The following is a 14,748-nucleotide window of genomic DNA, read 5'->3' on the forward strand; positions in this document are numbered from 1 at the left end:
CTCAGCTTCCTTCGGACTCGCGCGCTTCTAGTGCGCTTGCGACCTTCTCGTGCCCCGCGGACCACAGGGCATGCTCGTCGCTGCCGTCTTGGTACGGATTGGCTTCCGCCGGAATGTTTTGACGCGCCGCGCGTTCGCCTTCTGCAAAAGCATCGCGATCGTTCATCGTGACTGCGCCTTTCTGTTTTCGGAGCCTTCCCGGTTTCAAGCTGATGCGACGGCATTTGTTCCGGAACCGGTCATTGCTGCGGCGGTTGATCGGCGAAGGAGAACTAGAATGGCCAGATTGCCCACAACCTGTTCAATCAAGACCGTGATCGTGATCTTCGCCCTTGCCGCGATGCCGGCCGTATCGTTCGCGCAAGCCACCGGCGGCTCGGCGGGATCGGCTGGAGGTGTGGCCAATTCTCCGGCGACTGCGCCCGGCACCAACAGTCTGGGTACTGCTCAATCATCGGGAGCGAATGCCACCTCCGGAACCACCACCGGGACCGGTGGAGGTGGATCCACCGACGCCGCCGTCAACGCCGAGAACCGGCTGCTCGACAAGAAGCTCAAGAGCATCTGCCGCGGCTGCTGATGCTCGCGGGGAAGTGAGACAGTGAGGCTGTCAGGAACGCCGCAAGCCAATTAGCTTGATCCTGCTTTTGAAGCGTGGAGCGTCTCCACGCGGAGGATCGAGTGATGTTACGGAAGATGATGTTGACGGCGCTGGCTGTGGCGGCGGTTGGGCTGTCGATACCGCAGGCGGCACAAGCGGGCGGTCACGGTGGCTGGGGCCATGGTGGCGGCTGGGGTCATGGTGGCCACTGGCATGGCGGTGGCTTCTGGCCAGGCGTCGCCATCGGGGCGGGTATCGCCGGCGCCGGTTACTACGGCAGCTATTACGGCTACGGTTACCCCTCCTACGGCAGCTCCTATTACTATGGTACCGGATACGACGACGGCGGTTATGGTGGCTGTTACGTCGTCCGGAAGCGCGTGATGACGTCTGCGGGATGGCGATACCGTCGCGTCGACGTCTGCGAATGAGGCGGGTGGGCCACTAAAAAACAAGGCCGTTGACGCAATATACCGTCAACGGCCTTGCCAGCCCCGGACATTGAAATCGGCTCACGCCATCCGGTAACGGCGAGCATCGCTTGGAATCATACGGGCGAATGTGATCCAGTTCACAAGTCCAAAAATTTAGCGGCGCCGACTGCTCAGCCGCGCGAGCGCTTGCGTGCACTGGCCTGGACGCGATGCCGTGCAGGTTTCCTGCGGGTAACCGAGGGAGCCTCCGCCTCGGTCGCCCGGGCGCTGGCAAAGGATTGCCGCAGGCCGTCGATGGACTCATTGAGTGCCGTGACCTGCTCGGACAGACGCTTGGTGTCGGCCTGCTGGAATGCGAGCAACCGCTTCACACTCTGAAGCTGGTCCTGCACGACCTGGAGCTGGTCAATCGATTCCTGCTGGGTTGCTTCCAACCCCTTGGTCTTCTCGACCAGCTGCTCGGACGCCTGTGCGGTACGTGCCTGAAGCTGCCGCGAGGCCACCACCCGGTCGGTCTCGGGGGCTGAGCCGGTATAGGCGCGCCAGATCGCGATCGAGGTCACACCGGCGATCAGCAGCAGGAGCGCGGCGGCCGTCAGCGCGATGGGCTGGGCGCCAAGGCGAAGGAGGGGATGGGACCGTGTGTCCTCTGCGAGATCGATCATCGCTGACAAAACCCAAATTGAAACTTGAGTGGTGAAGACCGGCAACCCTGAGGTCACCGGGGGTCCCGAAAGCGTTACGTTTCGGCAAGGAATGGGACCAAAAAGAGGCCAAGAGCAAAAAAACCAACAATCAGGATGCCTTAGGGCCTCCGAACGTCCGTCAGAGGCAGAGATCAGGGCTGAAACGGCGAAAACGGACCTGAATAGGTCTTCGAGCGCGGCGTCGCATAGGGTCCGAGCCGGGAGGTCTTCAGCCCCAGTCGCACCAATGATTCCGCCAAGGTCACCGCGGCGGCGACACCGTCGATCACGGGCAGGCCGTGCGTGGCGGCGAATTCACTGGCGAGATCGGCCATGCCGGCGCAACCGAGCACGATGGCCTCTGCGCGATCGTCGCGGATCGCGGCCGTAATTTCCGTAGAGATTTTTGCGAGCGAATCGGTGTTGCGCTCCTCCAGCGCGAGCACCGGCACCTCGGCAGCGCGGACGCGGACGCAGCGATCGGCGAGGCCGTATTTCCGCAAATTGTGTTCGATCGGCACGATAGAGACACCGAGCGTCGTCACCACGACGAAGCGCGCCGCGATCAGGCTCGCCATGTGGAAGCCCGCCTCGCCAATGCCGATCACGGGTGCCTTTGCCGCGGCGCGCGCGGCGTCGAGGCCGGTGTCGTCGAAGCAGGCGATGATGTGCGCATCCGCGCCGTCGCGGTCGGCCTCGCGGATGCAGCCGAGCATGCCCGGCACCGCGAACGCCTCGTCGTAAAATCCCTCGATCGAGACCGGGCCCATCGTGGGCTGGCGCGCATCGATCACGGTGTCGGGCAGGGCGACGCTTCGCGCGGCAGCAGCAATCTTCGCCGTCATGGTCGCAGTGGTGTTGGGATTGACGACGTGAAGCCGCATCAGATCAGACAAGCCCTTTGCCGGCGTCCGAGCCTTTGGCCGCCTGCCGCTTGTTGAGCATGTGGATGGTGCCGAGCGCAAGCGCGATCACCGTGAACGAGACGGCCGAGATCACGGTGCCGAGCGCATAGATATCGGGGTTCGTCACGGTGGTGGTGAGGCCCTGGAGATCGAGAGGCAGCGTGTTCACCGCCCCGATCGCCTGGCTGGAACGTGCGAGCTCGTCCCAGGAGAGCGTGAAGCCGAACAGTCCAATGCCGATCACAGAGGGCAGGATGATCGGCAGCACGACATGACGGAAGGCCTGCCACGGCGTCGCACCGAGATCGCGCGCGGCTTCCTCGAGCCTGGGATCGAAGCGGTTGAAGATCGCAAACATGATGAGCAGGCCGAACGGCAGCGTCCAGGTCAGATGTGCACCGAGGCCCGAGGTGAGCAGACCCATCGAGGTCTCGAAATTCTCGTTGAAGGTGCCCTTGATCAGGTCGTCGATGATGCGGAATTCAAGCGAGATGCCGAGCGAGGTGATAATCGAGGGCACGATCAGGCTCGCGATCGCCGAGTAGAACAGGATGCTTTGCGCCTTGAACTTGCGGCGAAACGCCATGCCGGCGGCGACCGACAGCACGACGGTGACGATCATCACGATAACGCCGAGCAGCAGCGAGCGGCGAAAGGCCGCGCCGAGATCGACGATGCCGGTGCCCTGGAATAGTTTTGCGATCCAGAAAGTCGACACACCGTTCATCGGGAAGGTGAGGCCGCCCTGCGGCCCCTGGAACGACAGCACATAGATCGCGATCATCGGGCCGTAGAGAAACAGCGTGTAGGCCGCGAAGAAGATCGCGAGCACGTAGAAAGAGCGCGGCCGTCCTTCCTTCATGCTCTAGAGCTCCTTCTTGATGTCGACGATGCGCGACATCATGGTGATGATCAGGAACGTGATGACGAGCAGGATCACGGCGTTCGCAGCGGCCGCCGGGAATTGCAGCGCGTTCACCCGCGTCTCGATGATCTTGCCGGCGGCCGCGATCTGCTGCCCGCCCATCACGCCGATGGTGATGAAGTCGCCCATCACAATGGTGATGACGAAGATCGAGCCGATCACGATGCCGGGCTTGGCGAGCGGGATGATGACGTTGACGAGCGTCTGAAAGCCGGTGGCGCCGGCGTCATAGGCGGCCTCGATCAACGATTTGTCGATGCGCACCATCGAGTTGAAGATCGGCACCACCATGAAGAAGGTGAAGAGGTGCACCAGTGCCAGCACCACGGAGAATTCGGAGAACAGCAGCCATTCAATGGGATGGTTGATCAGCCCCGTCTTGACCAAGCCTGAGTTGACAAGGCCATTGCGCCCGAGCAGCGGGATCCAGGCGATCATGCGGATCACGTTGGAGGTCCAGAACGGGATCGTACAGAGCAGCGACAGTCCCATCTGCCAGGTCTTCGACTTGACGTGGAAGGCGAGGAAGTAGGCGACCCAGAAGCCGATGAAGAGGGTGATGACCCACACGAGGAAGCAGAGCTTCAGCGTCTTCAGATAAGTCTTGGCGATCGTGCAGAGGTCGGGGAGCTGCGCGATGCAGCCTTCGAACGTGTCGGTGTAACCGCGGCCCGAGAAGGCCGGCAGCAACTGGTATTCGTTGTAGTCCCAGAACGAGACGATGACGACGAAGACCAGCGGGATCAGGAAGAAGGCGAGGAAAACCAGCATCATCGGCCCGGCCTGGAGCCAGGAGATGAAAGAGGGCGACAGGCGCGCCGCTTTGCTGCGGCGCGCCGTCTCCGATCCCCGGACCAGGTCCGGGGATGCCTGTTGCAGGATGTCCTCTGACGTGTCCATCAAATTACGCCGCGATGAACTCGTTCCACTTGCGGACCATGTAGTCGTTCTCGTCCATCACGGCGTTCCAGCACGCGACGCCGCCCATGCGGTCCTCGTAGGAGCCGCCGTCGCGCACGGCGCCGGCCTTCTCGAGCAGCGAGCCGTCGGGCGCCTTGATGTCCTTCTCGGCCGCCTTGCCTTCCATCCAGTAGGCCCACTCGTAAGGCTCCATATGCGCCTTCGCGGTGGAGAGCACGGCTGAGTAGTAGCCCTGGCGGTTGAGATAGGCGCCGGCATAGCCGGACAGGAACCAGTTGACGAACTCATAGGCCCATTCGAGCTTCGCACCCGAGACGCCCTTGGAGACGCAGAAGCCCGAGGCCCAGGAGCGATAGCCTTCCTTGAGCGGCTGGAAGGTGCAGGCAATCCCCATCGAGCGGACCTTCGTCACCGCCGGCGACCACATCGACTGGATGACGGTCTCGCCCGAGGCCATCAGGTTGACGCTCTCGTTGAAGTCCTTCCAGAATGCGCGGAACTGGCCGGCCTTCTTAGCCTCGGTCATCACCTTCATGGTGAGATCGATCTCTTCCTTGGTCATGTTGCCCTTGTCGGCATATTTGTACTTGCCGGTGGCTTCCACGACCATCGCGGCATCCATGATGCCGATCGAGGGGATGTTGAGGATCGAGGCCTTGCCCTTGAACTCAGGGTTGAGCAGCTCGGCCCACGAGCGGATCGGACGCTTGATGATGTCGGGACGGATGCCGAGCGTGTCGGCGTTGTAGACGGTCGGGATCAGCGTGACGAATTCGGTGGCCGACGTCGCGAACTTCTTGGAGTCCTTGCCTTCGAGATAGAGCACCTTCCAGGGCGCGGTGCCCTGGCCGCCGATCTTCTTGCCGCCGGGGGTGACGCCCTTGGTGAAGACGGGCGTGATGTTGTCGAATTCCTTGATCTTCTTGGCATCGAGGGCAAGGATGTTGCCCGAGGGCACGATCTTCTTCAGCGCGAAATATTCGGTGTCCAGCACGTCGAAGGAGTTCGGCTGGGTCATCACGCGCTTGGTGACGTCGTCGGTGGTTGCGGTGATGTATTCGATCTTGATGCCCGTGTCCTTCAGGCACTGCTTGGAGATCTCGTCGCCCTCGTTCACCGCGGTGCCGAGATAGCGCAGCACCTTCGGCTCAGCCGACATGACGTAGGGAAAGCCGGTGATGGCGCCGGAGCCTGCGGCAAGTCCGGCGAGACCCGCGGTGCTCTTCAGTAGCGTGCGGCGGCTAAGGCCCTTCTTCCTGGTCGTTTCGGTCATATCACTCACTCCTCTGTTGCGCATTCCGGTGATTGATCGGCGCTATTGCAGACGTTGCGCCTTGGCGGGATCCCATGTGGCCAGCACGCGATCGCCCGGCCGGAACTGGTGGACGTCGAAGGCAGCCTCGGGAAGGTGGGAGAACAGAGCGGTCCCGTCTTCGAGCGTGAGCGAGACGGCGATGTAGGAGCCCTGGTACTCGGTCTGGGTCAGCAGCGCCGGCGCGCCGACCGCGCCGTCGGCGATCGGCACGATGCCGAGCTGATCGGCGCGCACGGCGATGAGTTTGCCTGCGTCGCTGAGGACGTTGTGACCGCCGATGAAGCGCGCCACGAATTCGGTGCGGGGATGATGGAAGATGTCGCGGGCGCTTCCCTGCTGTTCGATCCTGCCCTGGTTCATCACGACGATGTGGTCGGCCAGCGCCATCGCCTCTTCCTGGCCGTGCGTGACCTGAACGAAGCTGATGCCGAGCTCGCGCTGCAGCCGCTTCAGTTCACCCCGCATCTTCACCCGCAGGAACGGATCGAGCGCAGAGAGCGGCTCGTCGAGCAACAGGATCTGCGGCTCGGTGATCAGCGCGCGGGCGAGCGCGACGCGCTGCTGCTGGCCGCCGGACAGCTGTGCGGGGAGGCGGGCTGCGTAGGGCGTCATCGCGACCAGCTCGAGCAACTCGCCGGCGCGCTTGTGCCGCGTCGCCCGGTCGATGCCGCGCATTTTCAGGGCAAACGCCACGTTGTCGATCACGGTGAGGTGCGGAAACAGCGCGTAGGACTGGAACATCATCGCTGTGCCGCGCTTGGCGGGTTCGAGATCGGTGACGTTCTGCGGACCCAGGATGATGTCGCCTTCGCTGACCGCCTCGTGACCGGCGATCATGCGCAAGGTCGAGGTCTTGCCGCAGCCGGAGGGGCCGAGCAGGCAGCAATAGGTGCCGGCCGGGATCTTCAAATTGACGGTGTCGACCGCCAGCGTCGTGTCGTAGCGCTTGCTGACGGCGACCAGTTCGAGGGCGGCGGGAGTGGCCATGGCGTGTCCGGGGCGAGGGCGATGCTGCGCCTCTCTCCGCAAGGTCCATGCCAATCGCGCTTGAATCGTTCTCGGTGGGCCGAATTCCAAAACAGTGCAGCGGAGTCAGATCGTTAGATTGAATCGCATGGTCTGGGTGGCTCGCCGCCTTCGCAGCTGCGTGCACACAAAACAGGCGTGGATTGTATAAAGTTTCGCCTGTGATTGGATACAGCTGGTCGATTAGGATTCGACGCCATCTTCGACGATCGAGTCCTCACTCCCATGGCCGCCAAATCCCGACCGAAATCCGACGCGCCAGATGCGAGCGATCGCGTCAGCCGCATCCGGGAAGGTGTAACTGCGGCGATCCTCGAGCATCGCCTGCTGCCCGGCACGAAACTCGGCGAGGACGAGATCGGCGAGATCTACGGCGCAAGCCGAACGTTGGTTCGCACCGCGCTGCAACAGCTCGCCCATGAGGGCATCGTCGATATCGAGAAGAACCGCGGCGCCTTCGTCGCGCGGCCGACACCTGCGGACGCACGCGAAGTGTTCGAGGCGCGCCGCCTGATCGAGCCGACGATCGTCGATCACGCCGTTGACGCGGTGTCGCCGGCGTGGATCGGGCGTCTCCAGCGGCATCTTGCCGAGGAACGCGAGGCGGAACTGCGTGGCGATGCGCGTGCTTCGGTCCGCCTCTCCGGCGACTTCCATCGACTCGTTGCGGAGATGAGTGGCCACAGCATCTATCTCGGTTTTCTCAAGGAGCTGATTGCCCGCTCCTCGCTGATCATCCTGCTTTATCGCCGGCACGACACGCCGGCCTGCGGCACCGATCATCACGCCGGAATTGTCGCCGCGATCCGCAAATGCGACAGGGACGCCGCGCGCGCGCAGATGTTGTCGCATCTGAACGAGATCGAGGCTGAGCTGTTCCTGAAGGATCCCGCCGCCGACGAGTTGCGTCTCGCGGACGTACTTGGTGCGTGAGGGTAACGAGGCGTCCGCACCCGAATAGGCGCGGGCGCGACTATTGCGGCTCCAATCCCAGAGTCTTGATCGACTCGAGCCAGACCGGCCCTTCCTTTTCATAGAGCGCAATCGAGGATGCACGATCCATGGCCGGCTGGTCGACGCCGAAGGCATCGAGCAGCTTCTGCACGCGCTCCGTCTTGCCGCCTTCGACCATCAGCTTGGCGAGCATGTCGATCCGGTCTGCCGGCATCGCAGCGGGCGCCACCAGCGCGGTAAAACTGATGAGCTGGAAGACATTGCCGGTGACCCCTTGCTCGGCAAATGTCTTGGTCTCGGGCAGCTTCTTCATGCGCACCGGTGTCGGCACGGCAATCGGGCGGCCGATGCCGGTATCGAGTACCGGCAGCGCGGCCTGATAGCTGCCGACCGCCGCCTGGATCACTCCGGCGGCCAGATCCTGCCACATCGGCGCTTCGCCGCGGTAATGCACGATGGAAATGTCGAGACCGAATTGGCGGTTGAGCTCGGCGATCGCAATGTGCGCGAACGAGCCGATCCCGTACGAGCCGGCCGTGACCTTGTTGCCGCGTGCGTACGCGACGAACTCTTCGATCGTCTTTGCATTGGTGGCGGAATGGACCACCAGCGGCAGATGCCCCGAAGGCGTCACCGCGACGATCGTGAAATCCTTGTCCGGATCATAGGCCAGCGATTTCAGCAGCAGGCGGTTACCGAGCAAGGTGGACGAGATCGTGTACATCAGCGTGTAACCGTCGGCCGGGGAATCCTTCACCGACTGTGCCGCCAGCGCACCGCTGGCTCCGGTTTTGTTTTCGACGATGACCGGCTGCCCAAGCTTCTGCGAGATATAGTCGCCATAGGCACGGGCGAAGGCATCGGTGATGCCGCCTGCCGGCGTGGAGACGACGATCTTGATGGCCCGAGTCGGCCAGGCTTCGGCCCAAGCCGTTTCAGAAGCGGCCATCGTCAGGCATGCAATCACGGCAGCCCAAATTCTCGCGGATGTCCGCACTTCGGCCTCCCCTTTTCCCTGTGTCATTGGGCAGCCGGAAGCCACCGCAACGAGGTGTCACATGGGCAAGGAGGAGGGTCAAGAAATCAAAATATCGTTTCACTGTGTGAAATGGTCACGGCCGACCTGCAGAAGAGCCTGGCGCGGCAAGCTTGGCGCCGAGCGCCTCGGCAAGTGCGGAAGCGACTTTCTTCATCGGAGGTACGAAGCGGCGTATGCCTTCCTCCGGACTGACCGCTTCGCGGAGCATCATCACGTTCATGCTGCCGAACAGCCGGTTCTGAAGCGCGACGGGAACGCCAAGCGCCCAGACCGCGCCGCCGAAGATACTGCGGCTGTAGCTGTCGTCCATCACCGCGAACCCGGCTTTACGGATCGTGCGCAGCGCCTTGCTGAGCTTGTCGGGATTGCGCGCCAGATCGTTCCAAGGCTCTGGACCGAGGGCAAGCCGCGCGGCAATGCGCTCCTGCTCGGCGGGCTCGCAGAAGGCGAGATAGGCGCGTCCCATCGAGGTGCCGAGGACGGGAAAGCGAAAACCCGGCGGGCGGCTGAACAGCAGCGATCCATCCACGCGCGTCGTGTGGGCGATGACCATGGACTCCTGATCGAGCACCGCGATGTCTGACGGCCAATGGATCTGCTTGCGGAATTTGTTGAGGATGGGTTCGGCGATGCCGCCAATCCAGGTCGGCTCGTCATAGCCTGCGCTGAGCAACAGCGCGCGTCCCGTCGGCGCGTAGCTGGCCGGCTCGGTACGGCGCACCACATAACCTTCATGCTCCAGCGTCTCGAGCATGCGGACGATCGTCGCCTTGTTGAGTCCCGTCGCCTTGTGCAGCGACCCGACGGTCGACTGCCGTTCCTGATTGATCGCTCGCAGGACTTCGAGACCCCTGGACAACGCAATGACCGGACGGAACGACGTCATGCCAACTCCTTGTGATTGCCTGTGTCGTGAGCCGATGAAGCAACCGCCGGAGGGACAGGGCAGCGCGCTCGACGCCATCGCTACCGATTGCGGGAAGGCTGGCATGAGTCAAGCTCGCTGACGCGTTCATCTCGGTTTCGAGAAGGGCGGGATTCGCAGCCCAGTCGATCGCACGTTGCGCCCGCCGGCAATTTAGTTCCTGTGGTCGAGCTGGATTGTGCGCTCCCAGCCTAGTGTGGATGGTCGGGCGCTGCGACGTCACGTGACTATTCCTCGCGAGCCGCACCGGCTATAGGATGGCGCTCTGTCATCGAACTGTCATGTTACCGTAAATGCTGAAGTCAGACGCAACGTCGGTTCGCAAGGCTCCGAGCGCGCGGGATGGGAATCCTGTTGCGAGGGACAACAAGAGAACGCAAGTCACCGCCGGCTTCTTCAGGCAACGTGAACCTGTCGAACTCGTCGCGGAACCTGTGATCGATCAGACGCCATCGCAAGACGCGGAACCGGCAACGGAACCACTCCGGTCGAGTGCTGCCGCGCATGGTGCCGGTGAGATCGAGCTCAAGCTTTTCGTCGATGCCGATCGCATGGCGCATTTCAACGCCGCGCCTATGATCGCGGTCAACGCGCGCAACAAGGGCACGCGCAAGCGGCTCAAGTCGGTCTATTATGACACGCCGGAGCGGACACTTCGGCGCAACGGATTGAGCCTGCGCGTTCGTCAGAGCGGCGCGCGGTTCGTGCAAACCGTGAAGACCGATGCGGTGAATGATCCGCTCCGCCGTGGTGAGTGGGAGGCGAGCGTGCCTTCGCTTGCGCCCGAGCTCGCTTTGGCGATGCCTTTCATTCCCGAGAAGCTTCGCGGCCACCTGGAAGCGCAACCGCTCGAAGTGGTCTTCACCGCCGATGTCCATCGCCATGCGCGGATGATTGACCTGCCGTCAGGCACGGTCGAGATCGCCTTCGACCGGGGCGAGTTGACGGCCGGCGACCATTCACTGCCGGTGAGCGAGATCGAGCTGGAGCTCAAGAGCGGCAGCGCGAGCGCGATCTACGAGCTCGCGTTGCGGCTCGCGGAGCACGGCGTCGTGAAGCCGTCCATCCGCACCAAATCGGCGCGCGGCTTCGATCTTGCCGCCGACAAGCCGCCCTCGGCGCGGCGTCCGCGAAAACTTCGTCTCGATCCGTCGGTGACATTGGACGAGGCGTTCGCGACAATCCTGCGTTCCTGCTTTCTCCATTTGCTTCAGTCGCTGCCAGCGGCCGAGGACGGCCGCAATCCGGAAGGAATCCATCAGTTGCGCGTCTCGCTGCGCCGGCTGCGGTCCGTGCTGGATCTGATGCGTTCGGCGGGCGTGTCGAGCAACGTCGATACGCTGCGAACCGAAGCCAAATGGCTGGCGCAGGATTTGTCCGCCGCGCGCGACTGGGATGTGTTCCGGCTCGAGACCTTGCCGATGATCGCAACAGCCTGTCCGTCGGTCGCGGGCTTCGATGCGCTGGGCCAGGTTGGGGCCGAGCGGCAGTCGGATGCCTATCGCAAGGCGCACGATGCGCTCGACGATCGCCGCTGCGCGATATTCCTGATCAGCCTCGGCGGGTGGATCGAGGCGCGCGGCTGGCGCAACGACGTCGCCGCGCAGGATCTCGGCCGGCTCGCCGAACCCGCGGCCGACTTCGCGGCACGCATCCTGTCGGCGCAGTACGCCAAGGTGCTCAGGCGCGGCCGCCGCTTCAAATCGCTTCCCGCCGAAGGTCTGCACCGCGTGCGGCTCGCGACCAAGCGGCTGCGTTATGTCAGCGAGTTTCTGCTGCCGCTGTTCGCGGACCGCAAATGCGCGCGAAAATTCGCGCGCAGGCTCGCCGGCTTGCAGGAGCAGCTTGGCGCCTTCAACGACATGGTGGTCACGGCATCATTGCTGGACGGCCTTGGTGCCGAGCCCGACTGCGCCATCGCGGCGGCGGCGATCGCCGGCTGGCAGGCGCGCGCGTCGGTCGGGGTGCAGTCCGCCCTGCAAAGCACATGGCGCGATTTCACCGCCGCGCGCGTGCCCTGGTCGCGGCAGACGCCGCAGGACTGAGCTAAGCACATCCTAAAAAAGTTGCGGCCAGCCATTGGGGGATGGCTGGCCGCGCGCGAACCGGTCTGGGACGGGGAGGGGTGGGGATGTGACCGGGTCGCGTATCTCTTTCGTTGGTCTCTACTGATCTCTCGCGCTGGCGGTGGAAACCGCCGGCTTGGTGTCGCCGAGCGAGACCCAGACGTTGGGATCGCTCTGCGACTGGCGCTTGACGAAGCGGTAGCCGGTCTCCGTCCAGGCAACGACGTTCTCGTTCTGATTGTCGAGAACGAACTCGCCCTTGTCGGTCTTCACCGTCAGCACCGCGTGTCCTTCGCCCTTCTTGTCGCGCACGACGGTGATGAGCAGGGCCTCGCGCGGCCATCCGGCATCGATCAGCATCTTGCGCTTCAACAGCACGTAGTCTTCGCAGTCGCCGTAACCGTCGGACGGCAGCGACCACTTTTCGATCACGCCCCAGTGCTCCTGGTCGGTCAAAGGCTTGACGGTCTCGTTGACCCAGCGATTGACCTTGACGAGGTCGCGCCATGCAGCCTGCGACATCACGATGTCACGCGGTTGCGTCGGTGCGCCCTGGCACTGAGCGGCATTATCCGCACAGAACTCGACCCAGCCGATCGGCGCACGCGTGGTGTCGCCGAGGCTTGCGTAGAGCAGACGGCCTTCGCCGGCCTGCGCTGCCGCGCTCATTCCGAAGAGCATGGCGGCGAGCGCCAATCCCTTCCCCTGTCCCCTGAAATCAAACATTGCGGCCCCCGTTTCTTGTTGGGACCACATTGCGCAGGGAGCTTTTGAGTTGCCGCTAAGTCAGCCAAGTCAAGTCGAGACGAATGCAAGTAAAACACGCGGCGAATTCGATCTATACTTGAGTCAAACTTGAATAAAATTCAATATGACTGCGATTGATTCAAATTTTATCGATTAACGCGGAAACGCTGGCGGAACTGTTGCTTGCACGCACCCGCAGCCCCCGCGTTAACCCGCGCGAGGCCCGTCACGACCCATGAAAAAGGCGGCGTCCGCATCGCGGAGGCCGCCTTCAGGGCTGGAAATGCAGTGGTTTTGGTGCCTTGGCGCTTTACCGCGCGGTAACGCTCTCTTCGAGAGTTTCAATTGGCTGCGAATGCATGAACTCGAGTGCGAAGCCGTCCTCGAGGTTTCGGACCACGCGGCCCTGCACCCGGCCGAGCAGAACCGTCGATTTCAGCGGGGGGCGGTTCTCTGCGGCGATGGCTGCGCCCGACAGCGAGAGGTCGATGATGCGGCAGGTCATCTTGGTGCCGTCCTCGAGCGTCAGCACCGCGATCGGGTTGCGCGGCACGATACGATCGTGACGGCGGTCTTCCGGCAGGTTGAGAATGTCGCGGTTGGCGAGCCAGGTCAGCTGTGCCGCGAGCTTGTCGCGCTTTCGCGGCGTCGCGCCGACCGTCATGGCGAAGCCATTGTCGATGATGCGGGTGATCTTGCCCTCGACGCGGCCGATATGGTCGAGATACGCGACCACGCGGTCGCCGACATTGCCGATGCCGGGGGCCAGCAGCGCCAGCCCGCCCGGCGACATGTTGATCACCTGGCAAGGGAATTCACGGCGGTCCGGCAGCATGTAGCGGCCGAGCAGGTGAACCTTCACCCGCTGGAAACGCCGACGTTCCTCGGCGGCCGGAAGAAATTTTTTGTGCGCCAACGCCATTTTCACAACCCGACCCCCCGCCTGGCGGAGTCCGGGACGACCCTAAGGTGCACAGGGTTAATGCCGCGTTAGGATCGGGCGCGGCGATGACGAACAGCCACAATGCGTTCGAAAAGCCACATCAGGGGCGGGCAGGCCAGCACTGTCAGTGCGCCGAGGTCGAGCGCGACCGCGGCAGTGCCGGCCGATTTGGCGAGCCGGCCCGCCACCGCCGGCCCCAGCATCATCGCGGCATAGAAGAGAGTGTAGAACACGCCCATTCCGATCGCCCGTGTCTCCGGCGCGAGTACGCGGGCGGCCAGGCTCATGATCGGGCCGGCGGGAAGGCCGCCGATCAAGCCGCCCAGGACCAGGATCGCGATCACAGCGTCGGACCGGGTCAGCCAGGCGAGCAGACCGGCCACCACGAGGCTCGCCGCGATCGCCACGACAAAGGGGCGCTTGGTGCGATCGGCGAGATATCCGCCTGATGGCACCGAGATCACCGACAGCCACATCACGAGGCTGATCGCCGAGCCCGCCGCCGCAATGCTCCAGCCGCGCTCGACGAGCAATGAGGGGCCGAACGAGAAAATCATGGCGAAGCCGATATTATAAAGGCCCCAAATCGCACCCGCGACGATCACCGCCAGGAGAGCGAGCGGATCAAGCCGCCCGGAGCCGGCCGCGCTGGCGGTTGCTCCCGGCGGCGATTGGTAGAAAATGATCAGCACAATGCCGATCGCGGTCAGCGCGCCGGCCACCAGGAACACGGCGCCCGCGCCATAGGCCGTGCCGATCGCCGGCAGCACGAGCAGCGAGATCGCAACGCCCGCCGGCCAGGAGTTGACGAAGATCGCCATCGCGGTGGCGATCTCCTTACCCGCAAACCAGTCGGTGCCCATCTTGGTGAGCTGTACGGTCAGCAGCACGCCACCGGCGCCGGAGGCGAGCCGGCCCGCCATCTGCCAGCCCCAGACGTCGGTGGTGGCCATGACGAGACTTCCCGCCGTCATCAGCAGCAGCGCCACGATCGTGGTAGGCTTGTCGCCGAGGGCGCGGCCGATCGCGCCGCCCGGCAGCGCCAGCACGATGCCCGGTGTGAAATAGAGTCCGATCAGGATGCCGATATCGGCGAGTCCGACGCCGAAGCTCTGCTGCAGCAGCGGCGCGACCGCGGCCACGCTCTGGAACTGGAACGCGATGGTGAGGCGAACGACGAACAGGATCGCAAGTATGCCCCACCGATTGCGCAACGCTTCATCTCCCCGAACCCTGTATCGAGCGTGCGGTGGGGAGACGC

General features: G+C 63.6%; 17 protein-coding genes. 4 read left to right on the forward strand and 13 right to left on the reverse strand.

Translation table 11 applies throughout. The annotated features are described in order from the left end of the window. Position 1 precedes the first annotated feature (1 nt). A complete protein-coding gene (locus AC0L3S_RS15600) occupies positions 2 to 166 on the reverse strand; it encodes a ribosome modulation factor (RefSeq protein WP_198034864.1) in 165 nt (54 codons plus the stop codon). 111 nt (positions 167 to 277) lie between these two features. On the opposite strand from AC0L3S_RS15600, the gene AC0L3S_RS15605 reads away from it, so the two are divergent. Together AC0L3S_RS15605 and AC0L3S_RS15610 are read left to right on the forward strand one after the other, a co-directional pair. Then, the gene (locus tag AC0L3S_RS15605; RefSeq protein ID WP_473258806.1) at positions 278 to 580 is read left to right on the forward strand and encodes a hypothetical protein; all 303 of its coding nucleotides are present in this window, start codon (positions 278 to 280) and stop codon (positions 578 to 580) included. Positions 581 to 684: 104 nt separating this feature from the next. Beyond that, the gene (locus tag AC0L3S_RS15610; protein WP_473279657.1) at positions 685 to 1,032 is read left to right on the forward strand and encodes a hypothetical protein; all 348 of its coding nucleotides are present in this window, start codon (positions 685 to 687) and stop codon (positions 1,030 to 1,032) included. A 173-nt stretch (positions 1,033 to 1,205) separates the two neighbouring features. On the opposite strand, the gene AC0L3S_RS15615 is transcribed toward AC0L3S_RS15610, so the two are convergent. From AC0L3S_RS15615 to AC0L3S_RS15640, 6 genes are all read right to left on the reverse strand, one after another. Continuing rightward, positions 1,206 to 1,700, reverse strand: coding sequence for a hypothetical protein (locus AC0L3S_RS15615; protein ID WP_473279659.1), 495 nt, complete (start codon positions 1,698 to 1,700; stop codon positions 1,206 to 1,208). Positions 1,701 to 1,873: 173 nt separating this feature from the next. Continuing rightward, on the reverse strand, positions 1,874 to 2,605 hold the full coding sequence (locus tag AC0L3S_RS15620) for an aspartate/glutamate racemase family protein (RefSeq protein ID WP_473279699.1): 732 nt from the start codon (positions 2,603 to 2,605) through the stop codon (positions 1,874 to 1,876). Between the two features lie 4 nt (positions 2,606 to 2,609). Next, positions 2,610 to 3,488 carry an ABC transporter permease gene (locus tag AC0L3S_RS15625; RefSeq protein ID WP_473258800.1) on the reverse strand — a complete coding sequence of 293 codons (879 nt, stop codon included), beginning with the start codon at positions 3,486 to 3,488 and terminating at the stop codon, positions 2,610 to 2,612. A 3-nt stretch (positions 3,489 to 3,491) separates the two neighbouring features. Further along, entirely contained in the window at positions 3,492 to 4,451 is a 960-nt protein-coding gene (locus AC0L3S_RS15630; protein WP_473279661.1) for an ABC transporter permease, read from the reverse strand. Positions 4,452 to 4,455: 4 nt separating this feature from the next. After that, positions 4,456 to 5,745 (reverse strand): ABC transporter substrate-binding protein, encoded by a 1,290-nt coding sequence (locus AC0L3S_RS15635; protein WP_473279663.1) that lies wholly within the window; start codon positions 5,743 to 5,745, stop codon positions 4,456 to 4,458. A gap of 42 nt (positions 5,746 to 5,787) precedes the next feature. After that, on the reverse strand, positions 5,788 to 6,774 hold the full coding sequence (locus AC0L3S_RS15640) for an ABC transporter ATP-binding protein (protein WP_275174674.1): 987 nt from the start codon (positions 6,772 to 6,774) through the stop codon (positions 5,788 to 5,790). A gap of 264 nt (positions 6,775 to 7,038) precedes the next feature. On the opposite strand from AC0L3S_RS15640, the gene AC0L3S_RS15645 reads away from it, so the two are divergent. Further along, positions 7,039 to 7,746, forward strand: coding sequence for a GntR family transcriptional regulator (locus AC0L3S_RS15645; protein ID WP_473258793.1), 708 nt, complete (start codon positions 7,039 to 7,041; stop codon positions 7,744 to 7,746). Between the two features lie 40 nt (positions 7,747 to 7,786). Here the strand turns inward: AC0L3S_RS15645 and AC0L3S_RS15650 are convergent, their stop codons facing one another. From AC0L3S_RS15650 to AC0L3S_RS15660, 3 genes are all read right to left on the reverse strand, one after another. Then, a complete protein-coding gene (locus tag AC0L3S_RS15650) occupies positions 7,787 to 8,716 on the reverse strand; it encodes a Bug family tripartite tricarboxylate transporter substrate binding protein (RefSeq protein ID WP_473279665.1) in 930 nt (309 codons plus the stop codon). Positions 8,717 to 8,879: 163 nt separating this feature from the next. Next, positions 8,880 to 9,692 carry a helix-turn-helix domain-containing protein gene (locus AC0L3S_RS15655; RefSeq protein WP_473258789.1) on the reverse strand — a complete coding sequence of 271 codons (813 nt, stop codon included), beginning with the start codon at positions 9,690 to 9,692 and terminating at the stop codon, positions 8,880 to 8,882. A gap of 341 nt (positions 9,693 to 10,033) precedes the next feature. After that, complete coding sequence (locus AC0L3S_RS15660; RefSeq protein ID WP_473279667.1) at positions 10,034 to 10,291, reverse strand: hypothetical protein; 258 nt, start codon at positions 10,289 to 10,291, stop codon at positions 10,034 to 10,036. Here AC0L3S_RS15660 and AC0L3S_RS15665 point away from each other — a divergent pair. Further along, positions 10,283 to 11,776, forward strand: coding sequence for a CYTH and CHAD domain-containing protein (locus tag AC0L3S_RS15665; RefSeq protein WP_473279669.1), 1,494 nt, complete (start codon positions 10,283 to 10,285; stop codon positions 11,774 to 11,776). The genes AC0L3S_RS15660 and AC0L3S_RS15665 overlap by 9 nt on opposite strands. Before the next feature lie 120 nt (positions 11,777 to 11,896). On the opposite strand, the gene AC0L3S_RS15670 is transcribed toward AC0L3S_RS15665, so the two are convergent. The 3 genes from AC0L3S_RS15670 to AC0L3S_RS15680 form a co-directional block, all read right to left on the reverse strand. Continuing rightward, a complete protein-coding gene (locus tag AC0L3S_RS15670) occupies positions 11,897 to 12,523 on the reverse strand; it encodes a transglutaminase-like cysteine peptidase (protein WP_026232931.1) in 627 nt (208 codons plus the stop codon). A gap of 331 nt (positions 12,524 to 12,854) precedes the next feature. Then, positions 12,855 to 13,466: a PilZ domain-containing protein gene (locus tag AC0L3S_RS15675; protein WP_007602573.1), complete on the reverse strand. Its 612-nt coding sequence runs from the start codon at positions 13,464 to 13,466 to the stop codon at positions 12,855 to 12,857. 68 nt (positions 13,467 to 13,534) lie between these two features. Next, positions 13,535 to 14,701, reverse strand: coding sequence for an MFS transporter (locus AC0L3S_RS15680; RefSeq protein WP_473279671.1), 1,167 nt, complete (start codon positions 14,699 to 14,701; stop codon positions 13,535 to 13,537). Positions 14,702 to 14,748: the final 47 nt, after the last annotated feature.

It is taken from the genome of Bradyrhizobium sp. Ken01 (assembly GCF_055807355.1).